Here is an 18,343-nt window from a genome sequence, read left to right on the forward strand (position 1 = left end):
CGTGGGCCTAGGGTCCGGGAGGTCAGAGCCAACCGCCCCAGCCTTCCGAAAGAACCTCCACGCCGTTCTGTCCGTATTCTAAACCCTGATTCTAGACCCGGATGCGCATGGTTGGTGACGGGAATATTTCCAGCTTCAGTAGGAGGCATCCATAGGGTCGTTGCCGAAGAGCGTTTCGCGCTCCTGATGAGTGGTGGTCCGAGAATCCAGCCAGCCATAGGGCAGGCGGACCTTCTTGGCATAGCGAACCCGACCCCGAGGCTTGCCGGCCACGGCCTGCGGATAGGGCATGTCCTGGTCCAGGTCAGCGATGCAGCGGTCCATATCCTCCAGGCTCTCGCAGGCCATGAAGTCGCGGCGCACCTGGCCGCCCACGGCGAAGCCCTTCAAATACCAAGCCACGTGTTTGCGCATATCATGGACCGCCATACGCTCGTCGCCGTCGTAGAACTCGACCAGGAGTCGGGCATGGCGGGCCACGATAGCCCCAACCTGGCCCAAAGTGGGCTCCTGCCGCTCCGGAGAGCCAGCCAAGGCTGCCGCTATGTCGGCAAAGAGCCATGGACGGCCCTGACAGCCCCGGCCAATGGCCACGCCTGCACAGCCGGTCTGAGCGAACATGTCCAGGGCATCCTCGGCGGTCCAGATGTCGCCGTTGCCGAAGACAGGGATGTCTATGGCCTGGACAAGCTCGGCGATCCGGTCCCAGTCGGCATGGCCGCCATAGTATTCAGCTGTAGTTCTGGCGTGCAGGGTGACGGCGGCGCAGCCTTCCTCCTGGGCGATGTGGGCCGCCTCCATGAAGGTCTCGTGCTGGTGATCGATGCCCACCCGGATTTTTGCAGTGACGGGGATTCCGGCAGGCGAACAGACAGCGACAACACGATGGACCAGTTCAGCAAAGAGGTCAGTCTTCCAGGGCAGGGCGGACCCGCCGCCATGCCTGGTGACCTTGGGGACCGGACAGCCGAAGTTCATGTCGATATGATCGGCCCACCCTGCATCGACCACCATCCGGGTGGCCTGCTCCATAATCTGCGGGTCTACCCCGTACAGCTGCAGGGAGCGCACCTTTTCCTGAGGGGCGAAGCGACAGAGCCTGAATGCCTTGGGATTGCGCGCCACCAAGGCCCGGGCCGTCACCATCTCCCCCACATACAGTCCGTCAGGTCCGTACTCGCGGCAGAGCAGACGGAAGGGCCAGTTGGTCACGCCCGCCATGGGCGAAAGCATGACCGGCACAGGCACGGTTATCGGGCCCAGCTGCACCGAAGCAACCTTCGGGGTCGGGCGATCAGCCTCAGTACCGGCCACCGGCCTCGGCCACCTTGATGGGTTCGCTCTCATCCATTCCCGGCTCGCTGGACAGGTCCGTGTAGCCGTCAGCGGCGCGCGCGCCGGTCAAGCCGGACGGTCCCATGGGGTAACGCACCCGCTGCTCGCCGACGACCCGGCGCACATAGTCCTCTACTTGGTCCAGGGCCACGCGGTCCTGCTGCATGGAGTCGCGGTTGCGTATGGTGACCGCCTTGTCGTCCAGGGTGTCGAAGTCCACGGTGATGCACAGGGGGGTGCCGATTTCGTCTTGGCGACGGTAGCGGCGTCCGATGGCGCCGGACTCGTCGTAGTCCACCATCCACTCGTTCTGGCGCAGGTCGGCGGCCAGGTCATGGGCAATCCGCTGCAGATCGGGCTTCTTGGACAGGGGCAGGACGGCAGCCTTGACCGGGGCCAGCCTCGGGTCCAGACGCAGCACGGTGCGCCGGTCGACCCCGCCCTTGGTGTTAGGAGCCTCGTCCACGTCATAGGCATCCACCAGGAAGGCCATCAGCGAGCGCGTCAGACCGGCCGCAGGCTCGATCACGTAGGGGATGTAGCGTTCCCCGCTGGCCTGGTCGTAGTAGCTCAGATCCTCGCCCGAGTGCTCGGCATGGGCCTTGAGGTCGTAGTCGGTGCGGTTGGCCACGCCCTCCAGCTCACCCCACTCGGAGCCCTGGAAGCCGAACCGGTACTCAATATCCACAGTCCGCTTGGAATAGTGGGCCAGCTTTTCTTTGGGGTGTTCGTAGTGGCGCAGGTTCTCGGGCTTGACGCCCAGATCCACGTACCAGCGGGTTCTGGCGTCGATCCAGTACTGATGCCATTGTTCGTCGGTGCCGGGGTGAACGAAGAACTCCATCTCCATCTGCTCAAACTCCCGGGTACGGAAGATGAAATTGCCGGGCGTTATCTCGTTGCGGAAGCTCTTGCCCATGTTGGCGATGCCGAAGGGGGGCTTAGAGCGGGAGGAGGCCATGACGGACTTGAAGTCCACAAAAATGCCCTGGGCGGTCTCGGGACGCAGATAATGCAGGCTCTTCTCGTCCTGGACGGGTCCCAGGTGGGTCTGCAGCATCATGTTGAAATCGCGCGGCTCGGTCCACTGTCCCTTGGTGCCGCAGTCCGGGCAGGGAATGTCCTTGAGGCCATTTTCCGGATCGTGGCCGTGCTTCTCGACGTAGGCCTCCTCCAGGGTGTCGGCCCGGTGCCGCTTGTGGCAGTTCAGGCACTCGATCAGGGGGTCATTGAAGACGGACACGTGGCCCGAGGCCTCCCAGACCGCCGTGGGCAGGATGACCGAAGTGTCCACGCCAACCACGTCGTCGCGGGTGACCACCATGGTCCGCCACCACTCACGCTTGATGTTGTCCTTGAGGGCCACGCCCAGGGGTCCGTAATCCCAGGCCGAGCGAGTGCCGCCGTAGATCTCCCCTGCGGGAAAGACGAATCCCCGGCGCTTGGCCAGGGAGATGACCTCATCCAGTTTCGATACTGCCACTGATCACACCTTCTGCTTGGGAACCCCTCCTGGGGGCATACGACCTGATGACCGGCCTCCAGCATACCTTCGGCTGGTGACCTGTCAGCGTAGAGGCCTACCATCGAGACAGGTGCGGGAGGCCGCGCAGGTGGCCGCAGGGGACACCGGGCATCCTGCCTACGAACACACCAATCGATGTGGGAAGGTTCCCGATATGCCCGACATAAACGATTCATCCTACATGAATACCGTAGCCGAGGTCACGATCGCACCCTCAGGTCAGGGTGAAGAGCTGTCCACCTACGTGGCCCAGGTCATCAAGGTCATCAGGGATTCGGGACTGCCTAACCAGACCAATGCCATGAGCACCGTCGTCGAGGGGGATCTGCATCGGGTCATGGAGGTCGTAGAAGAAGCTGCACGGGTCCTGGCCGAACAGGGGTATCGGACCGGCGTCAGCCTCAGGCTGGACATCCGTCCCGGCAAGCGGGATCAGATTCACGAGAAAGTGGAGCGAGTCAACCGGATTCTAGGCGGGGAAAACCGCTGAAACCCTGCCACTCAAGATCAGCCGGGCTGAAATCGCCTGAGCAAGTTAAGGTGTGCCCATGATCACGATGAAGCAGATCGCCGAACGCACAGGCGTATCCGTCTCCACAGTCTCTCTGGTGCTCAACGGCCATGACGAGGGCAGAGTCAAGTCGGAGACTGCACGGAGGGTGCGCAGTACAGCCAAGACCTTAGGCTATCGGCCCAATCCCATGGCCCGGTCGCTGCGCACCAGCAAGACCGGCATGCTGGGCTTCATCAGCGAAGAGGTGGCCACCACGCCCTACGCTGGCGCCATCATTCAGGGTGCGCAGGATGCGGCCGCTGAGCGTGGCTATGTGCTTCTCACTGTCTCCACCGATGGGGGCATCCGGGAAGCCGAGCAGATCCAGGCCCTGAAGCGCTATGGGGTGGACGGATTCCTCTTCGCCAAGATGTACGACCAGGATGTTGACCTGCCACAGTCTCTGCGCTCCTGCCCCGCCGTGGTGGTCAACGCGACGGAGCGGGCCAGCCGCTGTCCGAGCATAGCCCCTGACGAGTTTCTGATTGGCTACGATGCCACCCGCCACCTGATCGAATCAGGCTGCCATCGGGTAGCCTACCTGGGCACCACACAGGATTTGCCGGCGCAAGAAGACAGAATGCGCGGATATCACACAGCTCTCAAGGAAGCCGGCCTGCCTACAAGCCAGACCTTGATCCGACTGGTCGGATTCAACCAGGATGCCATGGATCAGGCGGACGACCTGGTGGACGAACAGCACCCCGATGGGGTCTTCTGCTTCAATGATTCACGTTCGTTCTACCTCTACCAGGCCGCCGCAACCCGCCATCTGGTCATCGGCAGGGACCTCAATCTGGTGGGCGTGGACAACCACCAGGTCGTCGCTGAAACCACGGCACCCCCCTTGACTACAGTTGAACTGCCTCACTACGAGATGGGCTTCTGGGCAGTGCGACGGCTGCTGGTGCAAATCAATCCCCGTCGCGTTGCCCTGCCCCTGCCCAAAACCCGTGCCGTCCTGCCGCCGCTTGATCAGGCTGGCGGAGTGCGCATTCATTGCGCCCTTATTCGCAAGGGCTCCACCCGCCTCGACACCGGCTCGGACCCGGTCCCGGCCAATCTCTAAAGCCAGAGTCACACCTCCCCCTTCCCTGTCGCAAGATGGTGAGCCAAGGCCGGATTCTGGCTGGCTTGGCGCCAGTCGCCAATCAGTCAACATCCCCTGCCAGTTGCCCATCGTGTCCGATGGGAAGGCACAACAATAGTCAATCGTTTGACGTAAATCGATTGACGGCTTACTATACCTACCAGGTCCGCTCTGCACACAGGAAGTGCATCGGACTGGGAGGCACTGCGGGGAAGCGGTGCACGACAAGGAAAGAGGGGCAGCATGGCCGCCAAATTATCGGCGTGGAGGAATCCATCATATTTGGAATCCTCTACCGGAATATTCTTCTTCTTCTGCGCCTGGGGCATCTGGTGGTCTTTCTACCAGCGGTGGCTGGTGACGGGACTTGGCATGACCAACACCCAGGTTGGCAACATATACTCCATCAATTCCGTGGCCACCCTGATCATCATGTTCGTCTACGGGGTCATTCAGGACGAGCTGGGCGTCAAACGCCGTCTGGCCGTATTCATCGCCGCCATTGCCGCCCTGGTCGGGCCCTTCGTCCAATTCATCTATGCGCCGCTTATGCGCAGCAACATGATGCTGGGCGCCATGCTGGGCGCCATTGTCCTCTCTGCTGGCTTCATGTCCGGCTGTTCACTGATCGAAGCCATCACCGAACGTTACTCCCGCAAGTTCGGCTTCGAATACGGGCAGTCCCGTGCCTGGGGCTCCTTCGGCTACGCCATCGTGGCGCTGATCGCCGGCTTCGTCTTCAATATCAACCCCATGATCAACTTCTGGCTGGGTTCCGTCTTCGGCCTGTGCATGCTGCTGGTCTACGCCTTCTGGATCCCTGACGAGCAGCGCGAAGAGATCCACCGCGAATCGACCCCTGACGGCGAGAAATCCCAGCCTTCACTGAGAGACATGCTCCACGTACTGGGCATGCCGGCCCTCTGGCTGCTGATCGTCTTCATGATCTTCACCAACACCTTCTACACAGTCTTCGACCAGCAGATGTTTCCCACTTACTACGCCAACCTCTTTGCCACGCCGCAGTTGGGCAACCAGGTCTACGGCATCCTCAACTCCTTCCAGGTCTTCCTGGAATCGGCCATGATGGGCGTCGTCCCCGTCATCATGCGCAAGATCGGCGTCCGCAACTCCCTGCTGCTGGGCGCTACGGTCATGTTCGCCAGAATTGGCCTGTGCGGCTTCTTCCACGACCCGGTCATGGTCTCCATCGTCAAGCTCTTCCACTCCATCGAAGTCCCGCTCTTCAGCCTGCCGGCCTTCCGCTACTTCACACTGCACTTCAACCCCAAGCTGTCCGCCACCCTTTACATGGTGGGCTTCCAGATTGCCTCCCAGGTCGGCCAGGTAGTCCTGTCCATCCCGCTGGGCATGCTCCACGATCGCGCCGGCGATCGGGTCACTTTCTACACCATTTCATTGGTGGTGCTGGTCGCCCTGATTTACGGCATCTTCGTGCTCAAGCGCGACGATCAGCAGGTTGACGGCGATCCCTTCATCAGGGATTCGCAGAAGTCCGCCGTGACCCAAGGCTGATCCCCACGTCAACCATAATCAGCACCCCTCCAACCCGAAAGGATTCAAGGATGAACCAGTCAGCAACCAAGGAAAACACCGATATGAGCGCTCAGCTGGACAAGGCCCAGAAGAGCATCGATCGGCTCTTCGCCACCCGAAACGACCGCTGGTATCCCCAGTGCCACATCGCCTCCAAGGCCGGATGGATCAACGACCCAAACGGCCTGAGCTACTACAAGGGGCGCTATCATGCCTACTTCCAGCTCAACCCCTATGGGAGCGTGTGGGGAAACATGCACTGGGGGCATGTGTCCAGCGCCGACCTGGTCACCTGGCGGCGCGAGCCCCTGGCAATGGCGCCCACACTCGAAGTCGAGAAGGACGGAGTCTTCTCCGGATCGGCCGTGGTGGGCGACGACGGCCGTCTGACCGTCTACTACACCGGTCACCGCTGGCGCAATGGAGTCAACGATGATGACGGCAACCTCCAGGAGCAGTGCATGGCTGTCTCCTCCGACGGCATCCACTTCGAAAAGAAGGGGCTTGTCATCCCCTGCCCCGACGACAAGATCCTGCACTTCCGCGATCCCAAGGTGTGGAAGATGGGCGAGCTCTGGTACATGGTTTTCGGAGTCAGCACCCCCGCCCATCGGGGCGAGATCTGGATGTATACCTCAAATGACATGGAGCACTGGACCTTCGACCAGGTGATATATCAGCACCCCGACCCCGAGGTCTTCATGCTGGAATGCCCCGACATGTTCCCCCTGAAGGACAAGTGGGTGATCTGCTACTCGGCCATGGGCCTGAAGCCCCATGGGTTCGAAGCCCGCAACCACAACAACGCAGGCTACGTGATCGGCAGCTGGCAGCCCGGCGGCGACTTCCATCAAGAGACTGAATTCCACCTTTGGGATGACGGCCATAACTTTTATGCGCCGCAGACCTTCCAAGCCCCTGACGGCCGCCGATTGGTCTTCGGCTGGATGAGCCCCTTCACCGAGCCCATCCCCATGCAGGAGGATGGCTGGTGCGGCCAGTTCACCGTACCCCGCGAGGTCACCCTGGCCGGTGATCATCTGCGTTGCCTGCCAGTACGCGAGTTCTCCAACCTGGACCGGGACCAGCAGGACTTCGGTCCCATCGAGCTGGAGGTCAACGGCAGCCAGGACCTGGTGGACGACGCGCAGACCGCTGACATCAATATGGAGATCGATCTGAACAAGTCCCAAGCCGAACGCATCGGTCTGGAGATCCACAGGACACAATCCGGCGATCATACGCTTGTCTGCTATGACGACCAGCTGAGCCGCGTGGTGCTCGACCGCCACTGCAACACCTACGGGGACCGGGGCTATCGCACTGCTCCCGTCGACAAGTCCTCGGGCAAGCTCAAGCTGCGCATCATCGTGGACAGGGGCTCGATCGAGGTCGTCGTCAACGACGGGCTGGAGATCATGTCATCCTACTCCTTCCCCGCCGAAGGACTGCGGGGCATCCGCCTGATCGCCGAATCCGGCGAGGGAAAGGCCCGGATCGACTCCCTCTCGATCGCCAGACTGGGCACCATCTGGGAGCAGCCGGATCGCTGATCCTGCTCCCCTAGTCGTCACGGGAAGGGCCCGCCGCCTGAAATCGCTCAGGAGGCGGGCCCTTCGTCTTGCAGGCAACACTTTCAAGCATCCATAATCAGCACCAAAAAATCGGAGATCCTTGAAGGAGTGCCGGTCCTTTGACCGTGACTCCTTGCCATGGTCACAGACGGCTGATCTTCGAAACCGGAAGGCATTGATCAGACCGATCCGGCCTGGGCTTTACTCGCCGACCTTGACCAGCAGAGCCATCAGCCCGGAGGCGATGGCCGCCGCACCCATGAAGAGGAAGGCTCCAACGAAGGAGCCGCCGGCGGCCTTGACCAGGTAGCCGATGATCATGGGAGCCAGGAATCCGCCCAAGGTGCCGCCGGTATTGATGATGCCGATGGCGGAGCCGATAATGTGCGGGTCCATGATCTTGTGCGGCCAGGTGAAGATGCCGGTGAAGGCGACCACGGAGACGCAGGAGACCAGAATCAGCAGCAGGAGGGAGAGCCAAATGTTGCGCGAGAAGACAAAGCAGACGACCAGGACGGCACTGATTACCCCCGCGCCCAGGATGGCCACCTTCTCCCTGCCTAGGAAGAGCTTCGAGAGCAACCGACCGGCATAGATGGTGGCGACGGTCGTGAAGACCGCATTGACCGCCAGCAGGATGCCCGCCTGACCAATCGAGAGACCGAAGGTGTTTCTTATGAAGGTGGGCATCCAAGAGATATTGCCGTACAGGAGGATGTTGAGCAGAAGCATGGCCGCGAAGAGGACCAGTACGTTCCGATTCTTCAGGATCTCGAGGAACCCTGCCCCCTTGGCTCCGGACTTCTGGTCAACCTCGGGCTGGCGGGGCTTGGAGGGCACGAAGATCAGAATGCAGGCAAAGGCCATCAGATAGAGAGTGCCCAGCACGCCGTATGCCAGATGCCAGTTGATGGCGACCAGGTTGGCGCCCAAGATGAAAGCCATGATGCCGCCGATACCCGAGGTCGACAGAATCAGCGACTGTACGAAGGTGCGCCGTTCCTGGGGAAAGTTCTCCGCAATCGACTTGGAACAGGAGGGCGGGTAGCCGCCGTGGCCCATGCCAGCGAAGAACCGGACGATGATGAAGAAGACCAGACCATTGGCCAGGCCAAATAGGTAGCTGAACAGACCGATGATGATCATGGAGGCCATCAGCACCCGCTTGGCCCCAAGCCGGTCGGCCAGCCATCCGCTGGGTATCTGCATGAGCGAATAGCCCAGGAAGAAGGCCGACATGATGATGCCTGTCTGCCCCGAGTCAAGGTGGAACTGCTCAGAGATTGGGATGATGGCGGTCGAGATCATGTTCTTGTCCATGTACACGATCGAGTAACCGGCCATCAGAGAGAAGATCAGCGTTCCGCTCGCCGTTTTTGAAGATAGCTTGATTGCCATTGGTCTGTCATCCTTCAGTCGAAGCCAACCGCCGCTGGGCGATTCGATCCACAAAGATCACAGGGCCCGGCGGCAGCCGAATAGCAAGTCAGTGAGGCATCACATCGTCAGGGATGACAACCTTGTACTCCTGGCCGGCGAATGTCTTGCTGAAGTCCTCCTTGGCGGCCTTTACCAGGGCCGGGTTGGTAAACGCATCATAAGCGGTCAAAGCCAGGGTCTTGCCCGCCGCAAGCAGACCCTTGTGGGCCACCGAGGACTTGCCGTTGGCCGCCCATTGCCAGGAGTGTGGTGAGGTTCCCTGGGGCTCGAACCCGCCGCTGAACTGGGCGGTGGGCGTCTGCCAACTGACATCGCCAACGTCGGTGGACCCCGATGCCGTATCGGTGAAGGCCAGCGGATACTTCTTCAGGGCCATGGTGGACTCGGCCATCTTCCGGACCTCCTCCTCCGGAAGATCCGGGAAGGCTGCCTTGGTGCGGCTGAGCACCCTCTGCTTGCCGGCCTCGGAAACCGTGTCGGTGTAACGGCGTTCGTAGTCCAACTCCTGCTGGTCCAGGGGCAGGGGGCCGACGACGTCCAAGTTCCTGTCTATGGCCTCGGTCAGCGGATGGTTGGGAATGAAGTTGTAGCAAGCCGCGTCGAACTCCTCCTTGACCTGGGTCTCGGTCATCAGGGCCGCACCCTGGGCGATCTTCACCACACGCTTGAACAGATCCTGAGCCTGATCCATCCTGGGGGCACGTACGAAGTAGTAAAGACGGGCGTGGGACTGCACCACATTGGCCGACTCGCCGCCTGCGTCGATAAAGGCGTAGTGCACACGGGCCTCATCGATCATGTGTTCACGCAGGAATTGCACCCCCACGTTCATCAGCTCCGCAGCATCCAAGGCGCTCCGGCCCAGCTCAGGGGCCGCAGCCGCGTGCGCTGGCACGCCGGTGAAGTCGAAGTAGGCCTGCAGAACTGCCAGGCTGGAGGAGCCCCAGGCCTGGGTCACGTCCGAGGGATGCCAGGACAGGGCCAGATCCAGCCCGTCGAAAACCCCGTCCCTGGCCATGAAGGCCTTGCCATAGCCCGACTCCTCAGCAGGGCAGCCGAAGACCTTGATGGTCCCCTTGAGGCCTTTTTCCTCCATGAAGGTCTTGATGCCCACGCCTGCCGCGACGGCTGCCATACCCAGAATGTTGTGGCCGCAGCCTTGCCCGTTGCCGCCTTCGACCAAGGGCTTGTGTTCACCCAGATCAGCCACCTGGCTGAGGCCTCCCAGGGCATCGTATTCGCCAGTGATGCCGATCACAGGACGGCCCGAGCCCCAGGTCGCCACGTAGGCATAATCCATATGGCCAACGCCCTTCTCGATGCCAAAGCCCTCCTGCTGCAGCACCTTGTAGTGCTGCTGGACCGACTCTTTCACGGCAAACCTTGTCTCGGGGGTACCCCAAATATGGTCGGCAGCCTCGATGAACTCCTGTGACTTGTCTTCGATGATCTGCATGATGCGTTGCTTGTCGTCCACGCCTGTCGCTCCTTTGCTCAGTTTGCTGCCCTGATTTCCACAGCGGCCATGGGTTGCTCCGCTGTGATAAGACACATACTACCTTTCAAGGGCATTGCGAGAGTGCTCAGACATGTAAATTCGGACGACTATGGCTGCCTTCGCATAATGGGAGTGGCTGTTTCCTCAGCCATTTTCCACGCCGCCGAAGCGCCTGTCCCTATGGATGTAATCGTCGATGGCCCGCCAGAGCACCTCGCGCCCGCAGTCAGGGAAGAGCTCGGACACGAATTCCAGCTCCGCGTATGCCGCCTGCCAGGGCAGGAAGTTGGAGGTGCGTTGCTCCCCTGAGGTGCGCAGAACCAGGTCGCAGTCCGGTATGTCGGGGTTGTAGAGGTGCTGGGCGATCATCTTTTCAGTCACCTTGGAGCCCTTGATTTGCCCGGCCGCCACCTCCCGGGCGATGTCAGTGGCTGCATCGGCAAGCTCAGCCCTGCCCCCGTAGTTGATGCAGAAGATCACATCAATCCTGGTGTTGTGGCGGGTGCGCTCCATGGCCGCCTCCAGCTCGTCAATGACCGACTTCCAGAGCCGGGGCCTACGACCCGCCCAGCGCACGCGCACTCCCCAGTCGTCCATCTGGGCCACTCGCCGATGGATGATATCCCTGGAGAAGCCCATCAGAAAACGGACCTCAGCCGGCGAGCGTTTCCAGTTCTCCGTGGAGAAGGTGTACAGGCTCAGGTAGCGGACCCCAGCCTCAATGGCCCCGGCTATGGTGTCGAAGACCACCGGCTCGGCAGCCCGGTGACCCTGGGTGCGCTCCATGCCCCTCTGCTTGGCCCAGCGGCCATTGCCGTCCATGATCACACCCAGATGACGAGGGACTGAACCCTTGGGAAACTGCGGGATACGCGCGGGATCGGAGAAGGGGGCTGCAGGCACATTCAGGGAGGTGTAGTCGACGGGGTCAAAGCTCATGCTTCACGAATCTAATAGCCGCAGAGATCTGATGGGCCGCTCCAGGTAATATTCGCCCCATTTCTCGACAAGACCATCGCAGAGGGGGATAGAACCCTTGCCGTCCAGCTTGGGCCAGTCCCCGCTGCTCAACGCCCGGAAGCGTGCCAGGGTGGCTGGATCTACCGCCACAGCGTCAGTAGGCCTGTCCCGACTGCAGACCACCCCGCCTCCGGGCACCGAAAAGTGGGTCAGCTGGTCGGTCCGCCCGCAGACGATGCAGGAATCCAGCCGGGGCCGCCAGCCAGCCAGCGCCAGGGAGCGCAGCAGGTATGAGGCGCCGATGTCACGGGGGCCATGCCGGTGACCTGCCAGACTGGCCAGGGCGGAGACCAGCAGACGGTATTGCTCCGGAGCCGGCTCATGCTCGCCCACCACCAGCTTGTCGGCGGTCTCAAGCATGACGCCCCCGTTGGTGTAGAGGTCATAGTCGGCGCATATGGCATCCGCATAGGGAGCTGTGCAGGCCGCCTGGGAGACGATGTCCAAGTTGCGACCACGGGAGATAAGCAGGTCGTCACGCATGAATGGCTCCAGCCGGGCGCCGAAGCGGGACTTCGTCCGTCGAACCCCTTTGGCTACGGCCCTGACTTTGCCGTGTCCCCTGGTCAGAATGGTGACAATTCGGTCGGCCTCGCCCAATTTGACCGTTCTGAGGACCAGGCCCTCGTCACGATAGATGGCCACGACGGTCCCGTCCTTTCATTGGTAGATGAACAGGCCCCAGAAGGCGAAGATCAGCAGGACCCCGAACATGGCCAGGGTGGTGACGATGAAGAGGGCAACGCCAAAGCGGGTGGAGGCCAGTACAGGCCTGGGGTCCATGTTCCGCATCTGCTGGCGAAGACTGGGGCCGCCGGCCTTGCTTGTGCGGACCTGGTCGGGCAGCCGATCCAGTCCCCTCAGGGAGGCTACTTCGACCATGCGGGCGAAGGTGCGTGACCAGGCCCAGATGACCAAGGCGCAGACCACCTGGATGACCGGCCAGCTCCAGTAGCTGACCCCAGCCTGGTCGGGCACGCCGCCCCAGCCCAGACGTACCACCGCCATGATGACCTGGCCCAGACCGGCTCCGAAAAGGACCAGGGTGGCCATAGTGGTGCCGGTGATGGTTGCCAAGGTGCCGCCGAAGCCATGGCTGAAGCCCAGGACCGGGTCCTTGCGTCGGCGCAGACGGAACAGTTTCATCAGACCGGCCGCCAGGGCCATGGCCAGGGCCGCCAGCAATAGCACCAGGGTCAGCAGGTGCAGGACCAGCATATAAATAGTCAGCGAGCGCCGCCCCCTCAGATCAGTGGGCACGGCGATGGACTGATGGATGGTGGCCCCGCCCACGCTGGGGCTGGTCTGATGCAGGCCATGGGCCTGGCCCACCGCCCAGTCGATCATGTCCTGCTGGTAGTGGTCGGCCAGGGGCGTGCCGGTCCGGGCCTCATCCCCCAGCCGCAGCACATGGTTGGAGACCGGATAGGAACGCACAGTGACGTTCTCATTGCCGGAGGCATGAGCTTTGGAGAGCACGCGCTGCACGCCCTCCACCTGGGCGGTCATGACATCCTTGGCCCCATAGGCCAGCAGGGTGGGAATGGCATAGGTGTAGCGGTCAGTAGGGTCGATATCCAGATTGTTCAGTCCCAAGAGGGAGGCATCGGTGCTGAAGAGCCGACGGACCACCGACTGGTAGCCCTGGTTGGCCCCGGCAATAGCGAAGTCCTGGGCCACGAAGAAACCCATGGCGTGCCGCGGGGAATAGACCATTGGGCTCAGCAGGATCTGGAAGGCTATGCGGTGGTCCATGGTCAGCAGCATGGCGGCGATCCAAGTGCTCTCGCTGGTGGCATAGATGCCCACCTTGGATGCATCCACATCATCCCGGTCGCGCAGCAAATTGGCAACCCGCTCGTAGGCCCTGGCCGAAGCGGGATAGTCCCGGTCAGCATCCGTGGTTGACCAGACCGGCTTGTCCAGCACGGCAGTGACGAAGCCAGCAGAGGCCATGGACCGGGCCACGTCCCCGAAGGAGTTGTCGCATGTGCCATAACCGGCGCCATGCATGAAGACTACAGCCGGCCGATGGCCGGAAGCCCCCTGAGGAGCACGAATCAGAATCCGAATACGTTGGCGCTCACCAGTGGCGGGCCTTTCCATGCTCAGTTCCTGGTGACGGGATTCGACCTGGTACTGCCCCACGGTATCCCTTGCAACCCCGGCAGGCCAGTCAAAAGTGACCGCGGTGTCCGGAGTCAGTGTGGGGAAATTCTGATCCACTGGTTCGTATTTCCAGGGAACGGCGGTCAGGTGTGAGACAGAAGCCAGCAGACCCATGAGAATCACGAAGACAGGCAGGCTGGTCATCAGCCGCCTGACCCTGCTCCACCGACTTGCGGGGAGGGAACGCTCAACCTCTTGGGACACGACGGCCATTGTAACCGGTGGCGAGGATGGTGCCTATGCGCTCAGCTGGCACGGCCGGTGACCGGAACCACCATGGGCCTTGCCTCCGGCAGGGTTTCACCCTGGACCGCCGCCTTTGCATCCATCCGGGCGGCGATTTCCTTGGCCCGCTCCAGCAGCGTGGGGACGATTTGGTCCTCAGGGACGGTCTGAACCACCTTGCCCTTGATGATGATCTGGCCCTTGCCGTTGCCTGAAGCCACCCCAAGGTCGGCCTCCCTGGCCTCGCCTGGCCCGTTGACGATGCAGCCCATGACAGCCACCCTGATGGGAGCGGTGATGTCCTTGAGACCCTCGGTGACTTCCTTGGCCAGCTCGATCACATCCACCTGGGCCCTGCCGCAGGAGGGGCAGGAGATGATGTCGAAGTGGCGCTGGCGTAGACCCAGGTATTCCAGAATCTTGCAGCCCACCTTGACCTCTTCCACAGGCGGTGCGGACAGGGAGACACGGATGGTGTCGCCGATGCCCTCGGCCAGGAGCGCGCCAAAGGCCAGGCAGGACTTGATGGTCCCCTGCCAGGAGGGGCCGGCCTCGGTCACGCCCAGGTGCAGGGGCCAGTCGCCCTTGGAGGCCAGGAGCCGGTAGGTCTGGACCGTTGTCACAGGATCGTGGTGCTTGACGGAGATCTTGAAGTCGCGGAAGCCCACATCCTCGAACATGTGGGCCTCTTTCAAGGCCGAAGCGACCAAGGCCTCGGGGGTGGGGCCGCCGTAGCGGGCGTAGATGTCCTTGTCCAGGCTGCCGGCGTTTACCCCGATACGCAGGGAAACGCCCGCATCCGTGGCGGCCTTGCAGATTTCTGGGCCGACCTGGTCGAACTTTCGGATATTGCCCGGGTTGACCCTGACAGCTGCACAACCCGCATCGATGGCCTGAAAGACATACTTGCTCTGGAAGTGAATGTCGGCGATGACCGGTATAGGTGACTTCTTCGCAATGATGGGAAGCGCGTCGGCATCATCCTGGCTGGGCACAGCCACCCGTACGATATCGCATCCAGCTGCGGCCAGCTCGGCGATCTGCTGCAAGGTCGCATTGATGTCAGCGGTGACCGTGTTGGTCATGGACTGCACCGAAATGGGAGCGCCTCCGCCGACCGGCACAGGCCCCACCATGATCCGACGGGAGCGGCGACGAGGGTGGAGCGGAGTCTGGCTGATGGCCTGCTCGCCTGTCTTGCGGAACCCTTGGGAGGGTGCTGGCTGTTCGGTCTTGGGAATGCTACTCACGCTGTCATGTCTATCAAAGCATCGGCCCTTTGGCGTGCCTCATGCTCGACTTGCTCCATTACCTCCACGGATGTGAATGTTCCCGGAAGATGCGTTTCCATGGCATCCATGACTGAACGGATGGTTTCGACGATGCCCAGGTAAGGCAGCTGATGATCCAGGAAGGCCCGGACCGCCTGCTCGTTGGCGGCATTAAAGACCGCAGTCATGGGCTCGCAGCTCCCTAGAGCCCGCCTGGCCAGATTGACCGCCGGGAAAGCCTGGTCATCCAAGGGCTCGAAAGTCCAAGTGCTGGCCTTGGACCAGTCGCAGGCCACAGCCACATGGTCAAGACGGACGGGCGCCGACAGGCCTAGGGCGATTGGCAGACGCATATCAGGTGGCGAAGCCTGGCTTATGGTGGCCCCGTCCTGGAATTGGACCATCGAGTGGACCACAGACTGGGGGTGGACCACCACGGTGATCCGCTCGGGCTCGATCCGGAAGAGCCGACTGGCTTCGATGACCTCTAGACCCTTGTTGACCATGGTGGAGGAGTTGATGGTGACCACCGGACCCATGGACCAGGTCGGATGGTTCAGGGCCTGTTCAGGGGTGACCTCGCGCATGGCTTGGCTGCTCCAACCCCGGAAGGGACCCCCTGAGGCAGTGACCACCAGACGGGCCACCTCTCCATGCTGCCCCGAACGCAGAGACTGCCAGATGGCCGAATGCTCGGAGTCGACAGGGTTGATCTGGCCCGGCCTTATCTCGGCGTCAAAGAGCAGATGGCCTCCGGCCACAACGGACTCCTTGTTGGCCAGAGCCAGCTGGGATCCGGCCTGCAGGGCTGCAATAGACGGACGCAGACCAACTGAACCGGTAATGCCATTGAGGACCAAGTCACTGCCGGAACCGGCCAGAGCCTGAACCGCATCCATGCCTGCCTCTACCTGGATGCCAGTCAACTCCAGAGCCTCGAGAGCCTGCTGCAGAGCCGGAACCTGGGCCTTGTCGGCCAGAGCAAGACGGGTCACGCCAAAATCGCGAGCTTGGCGGGCCAGCAGTTCGACATGCGCGCCGCCAGCGGCCAATCCGGTCACTTGGAACCGGTCCCTATGACGACTGATCAGATCCAAAGCCTGAGTGCCAATGGATCCTGTGGATCCCAGGATGACCAGACTGCGAGACTGGCCGGCATCGTCCCTGGGCGACCAATCCGACAAGATGCGCTCATGCTCGACCGACAAACCAGCCTGCCTGCCTTCACTGCCTGCATTCATTGTTTCCAAATGACTCATCGACCGCCTTTATCCTGCTCCCCCTCGTCACCGAAGGCCGGGAAAGCAATATCAGGAATGTCCAAATCCATCTTGGGCAGATCCTGGTTGAGCAGGGAGGCCAGGTAGGAATCCGGATCCTTGTCCTGCTTATTGCCCTGCGTGTTTTGCGAATACCGGGGCTTGGCCCAGTCGGGCGTATCCGTGCTGCTTCCGGCTGTTTCAGCCCAGGACCGCTCATGGGCCTCAGGCGCTGCTGGCGAGGGTTCCCCATAGCTGCCCAAGGGCCCGCCTGCGCCCAGAGGACCATCGACGAAGGGCGAGGAAATGATTGAGGCGGATCCCGGCATAGATGAGCCGTCAGTGTCAGCACCTGCCGTTGAGGGAGACACTGGCGATTCCGGCCTTGTGGAGGGGACGAAAGCGTTCCCTGCCGAAGTATGCGGAGTGGAGGCCGCGGGTGCCGAAGAGGTCGGCTGGAATACCGCAGGCTCAGGAGTCTGTGGTGCGGGGGAAGGCGAAGAAGCGGCCACCGAGTTGAATGGCGCGGATTGCGCAGCCGACGCGGGTGCTGCTGACGCTGATGTGGGAGCCGCAGGAGTGTGGCTGGTTGGCGCAGAGGCCGGCTGTGCAGCCGCAGGCGGCACGGAGGCGGGCATGACCGATTCCTGTTGACCGGAGACAAAAGGATCGGCAGGGGTGGGATTGGCAGAGCCAACAGGTGCTCCGCCACTCACTCCTGCTGAGGAGGCCGACCTGGCTGTGGAAGAGGCAGGAACAGCTGCCGCCGATGCTGCTGAGGCTGCTCCAGCGCCTTCCTGAGTCAGTCGCTGGTTGACGGTCGAAGCCAGAGCACTCAGCGAACTGTTGGGTTGCGCCGGCGGTGCTGTAGGCGTTGTCTGCGTGCTGGCGGCCGGCGCCTCAAAGATAGCCCGCTCCGCCTGGTGCAGTTGAGCGAAATCATCCTGGCTGCCCTTGTCGCTCGCGACAGCGGAATCATCGGGAATGCTCCAGGCTGGTGCCTGACTCTGTCCGATCAGCGGCTGAACGCCCGAAACTGAAGGGTTCTGCCCGGCAAGCTGCGAGTGCCCAGAAACAGCAGCTGGAGCCGTTGCATTAGCGCTTGCTCTCTTGGCCCTCTCGCTGACCCTGGCAAAGGACTCCAGCTGCTCCAGAAGCTCGACGGCCTTGGCCAGGAAGAAGTCCACCTGGCGCTCGTCATAGCCCTTGGGCCCCCGCCGCTGGGTGAAGATGACGTTGGAGACGCGGTCAGCCGTGATGTCGGTGTTCTTCGACTTGCCTGAGTCGGTCTTCCGTCCCTCATGCAGGTTGAGCTGATCAGAAGTCTTGTTGAGGACCTGCTCGATCAGCCGCTCCACCTGCTTGCAGTCGTATGAGGGCATGCCGGGATCCCCGCGCTTGAAGACGCTGCCCGAGGGTCTGCCGGCATGAGCGGTCAGCTCTGATTGCAAACTGACCATTCTAGTCGTCCAGCCATCCACGCCCACCCGGGCTATCTCCAGACTGGTCTGCCTGTCGGAAATCACCCTTTCCAGCCGTGAGAGGGCAGCATCCACCTGGGTGATGATATAACCGTTCTTGCACAGGTCAAAGGAGGCGTTGGCTATCTCCTCCTGGGTAAGATCGGGGTCCTGGCTCTCATAGAGTGAGTGAGCCCGCTCCAAGAAAGCATCAACCTGCTTGGTGTCATATCCCCACTTGCGCTTGCCCGAGCGCGCGATGGTCGCCTCGGTTCCACGGGCATCAGGCTTAGCTGACATCAGGCATCGACCTCCTGACCTTTCTTGCCAACGATCTTCGTGCATCGATTCTACGTGAGCGCTAAGA

At 61.8% G+C, this 18,343-nt stretch carries 14 protein-coding genes; 4 read left to right on the plus strand and 10 right to left on the minus strand.

The annotated features are described in order from the left end of the window. Positions 1 to 135 precede the first annotated feature (135 nt). Together dusB and J3T95_RS03715 are read right to left on the minus strand one after the other, a co-directional pair. Positions 136 to 1,314 carry a tRNA dihydrouridine synthase DusB gene (gene dusB, locus J3T95_RS03710; RefSeq protein WP_396019995.1) on the minus strand — a complete coding sequence of 393 codons (1,179 nt, stop codon included), beginning with the start codon at positions 1,312 to 1,314 and terminating at the stop codon, positions 136 to 138. Further along, the gene (locus tag J3T95_RS03715; RefSeq protein WP_220237034.1) at positions 1,301 to 2,818 is read right to left on the minus strand and encodes a glycine--tRNA ligase; all 1,518 of its coding nucleotides are present in this window, start codon (positions 2,816 to 2,818) and stop codon (positions 1,301 to 1,303) included. Before J3T95_RS03715 ends, dusB begins: the two co-directional genes overlap by 14 nt. Positions 2,819 to 3,014: 196 nt before the next feature. Between J3T95_RS03715 and J3T95_RS03720 the strand changes: the two genes are divergently transcribed. The 4 genes from J3T95_RS03720 (at position 3,015) to J3T95_RS03735 (ending at position 7,613) form a co-directional block, all read left to right on the plus strand. Continuing rightward, entirely contained in the window at positions 3,015 to 3,350 is a 336-nt protein-coding gene (locus J3T95_RS03720; protein WP_267400713.1) for an MTH1187 family thiamine-binding protein, read from the plus strand. Positions 3,351 to 3,408: 58 nt separating this feature from the next. Beyond that, on the plus strand, positions 3,409 to 4,482 hold the full coding sequence (locus tag J3T95_RS03725) for a LacI family DNA-binding transcriptional regulator (RefSeq protein ID WP_267450419.1): 1,074 nt from the start codon (positions 3,409 to 3,411) through the stop codon (positions 4,480 to 4,482). 264 nt (positions 4,483 to 4,746) lie between these two features. After that, the gene (locus J3T95_RS03730; RefSeq protein WP_220237031.1) at positions 4,747 to 6,039 is read left to right on the plus strand and encodes an MFS transporter; all 1,293 of its coding nucleotides are present in this window, start codon (positions 4,747 to 4,749) and stop codon (positions 6,037 to 6,039) included. Between the two features lie 50 nt (positions 6,040 to 6,089). Further along, complete coding sequence (locus J3T95_RS03735; RefSeq protein ID WP_267450420.1) at positions 6,090 to 7,613, plus strand: glycoside hydrolase family 32 protein; 1,524 nt, start codon at positions 6,090 to 6,092, stop codon at positions 7,611 to 7,613. Between the two features lie 222 nt (positions 7,614 to 7,835). Here J3T95_RS03735 and J3T95_RS03740 read toward each other — a convergent pair whose 3' ends face one another. The 8 genes from J3T95_RS03740 to J3T95_RS03775 all read right to left on the minus strand — a co-directional run bounded on the left by J3T95_RS03740 (position 7,836) and on the right by J3T95_RS03775 (position 18,276). Next, a complete protein-coding gene (locus J3T95_RS03740; RefSeq protein ID WP_267450421.1) occupies positions 7,836 to 9,032 on the minus strand; it encodes an MFS transporter in 1,197 nt (398 codons plus the stop codon). Positions 9,033 to 9,120: 88 nt separating this feature from the next. Continuing rightward, positions 9,121 to 10,551: an amidohydrolase gene (locus J3T95_RS03745; RefSeq protein ID WP_267450422.1), complete on the minus strand. Its 1,431-nt coding sequence runs from the start codon at positions 10,549 to 10,551 to the stop codon at positions 9,121 to 9,123. Positions 10,552 to 10,716: 165 nt separating this feature from the next. Next, positions 10,717 to 11,511: an isoprenyl transferase gene (locus J3T95_RS03750; protein WP_220237027.1), complete on the minus strand. Its 795-nt coding sequence runs from the start codon at positions 11,509 to 11,511 to the stop codon at positions 10,717 to 10,719. A gap of 3 nt (positions 11,512 to 11,514) precedes the next feature. Continuing rightward, complete coding sequence (gene recO, locus J3T95_RS03755) at positions 11,515 to 12,237, minus strand: DNA repair protein RecO (RefSeq protein WP_267450423.1); 723 nt, start codon at positions 12,235 to 12,237, stop codon at positions 11,515 to 11,517. 15 nt (positions 12,238 to 12,252) lie between these two features. Continuing rightward, positions 12,253 to 13,905, minus strand: a complete 1,653-nt coding sequence (locus J3T95_RS03760) for an alpha/beta hydrolase family protein (RefSeq protein ID WP_220237372.1) — start codon at positions 13,903 to 13,905, stop codon at positions 12,253 to 12,255. A gap of 101 nt (positions 13,906 to 14,006) precedes the next feature. Beyond that, positions 14,007 to 15,236 (minus strand): flavodoxin-dependent (E)-4-hydroxy-3-methylbut-2-enyl-diphosphate synthase, encoded by a 1,230-nt coding sequence (gene ispG / locus J3T95_RS03765; protein WP_416378735.1) that lies wholly within the window; start codon positions 15,234 to 15,236, stop codon positions 14,007 to 14,009. Then, complete coding sequence (gene dxr / locus J3T95_RS03770; protein ID WP_267450424.1) at positions 15,233 to 16,516, minus strand: 1-deoxy-D-xylulose-5-phosphate reductoisomerase; 1,284 nt, start codon at positions 16,514 to 16,516, stop codon at positions 15,233 to 15,235. Before dxr ends, ispG begins: the two co-directional genes overlap by 4 nt. Then, complete coding sequence (locus tag J3T95_RS03775) at positions 16,513 to 18,276, minus strand: DivIVA domain-containing protein (RefSeq protein ID WP_267450425.1); 1,764 nt, start codon at positions 18,274 to 18,276, stop codon at positions 16,513 to 16,515. The genes dxr and J3T95_RS03775 overlap by 4 nt, the downstream gene beginning before the upstream one ends. Positions 18,277 to 18,343 lie beyond the last annotated feature (67 nt).

The sequence above is a fragment of the Bifidobacterium sp. B4079 genome (genome assembly GCF_026537385.1).
In the GTDB taxonomy this organism is placed as follows: Bacteria; Actinomycetota; Actinomycetes; order Actinomycetales; family Bifidobacteriaceae; genus Bombiscardovia; species Bombiscardovia asteroides_I.

What these genes read in the sequence shown, in the direction of transcription:
- J3T95_RS03720 (WP_267400713.1), top strand. Translation starts at nt 3,015, where the DNA reads ATGCCCGACATAAACGATTCATCCTACATGAATACCGTAGCCGAGGTC.
- J3T95_RS03725 (WP_267450419.1), top strand. Translation starts at nt 3,409, where the DNA reads ATGATCACGATGAAGCAGATCGCCGAACGCACAGGCGTATCCGTCTCC.
- J3T95_RS03730 (WP_220237031.1), top strand. Translation starts at nt 4,747, where the DNA reads ATGGCCGCCAAATTATCGGCGTGGAGGAATCCATCATATTTGGAATCC.
- J3T95_RS03735 (WP_267450420.1), top strand. Translation starts at nt 6,090, where the DNA reads ATGAACCAGTCAGCAACCAAGGAAAACACCGATATGAGCGCTCAGCTG.
- J3T95_RS03740 (WP_267450421.1), bottom strand. Translation starts at nt 9,032, where the DNA reads ATGGCAATCAAGCTATCTTCAAAAACGGCGAGCGGAACGCTGATCTTC.
- J3T95_RS03750 (WP_220237027.1), bottom strand. Translation starts at nt 11,511, where the DNA reads ATGAGCTTTGACCCCGTCGACTACACCTCCCTGAATGTGCCTGCAGCC.
- J3T95_RS03760 (WP_220237372.1), bottom strand. Translation starts at nt 13,905, where the DNA reads ATGACCAGCCTGCCTGTCTTCGTGATTCTCATGGGTCTGCTGGCTTCT.
- dxr (WP_267450424.1), bottom strand. Translation starts at nt 16,516, where the DNA reads ATGAGTCATTTGGAAACAATGAATGCAGGCAGTGAAGGCAGGCAGGCT.
- J3T95_RS03775 (WP_267450425.1), bottom strand. Translation starts at nt 18,276, where the DNA reads ATGTCAGCTAAGCCTGATGCCCGTGGAACCGAGGCGACCATCGCGCGC.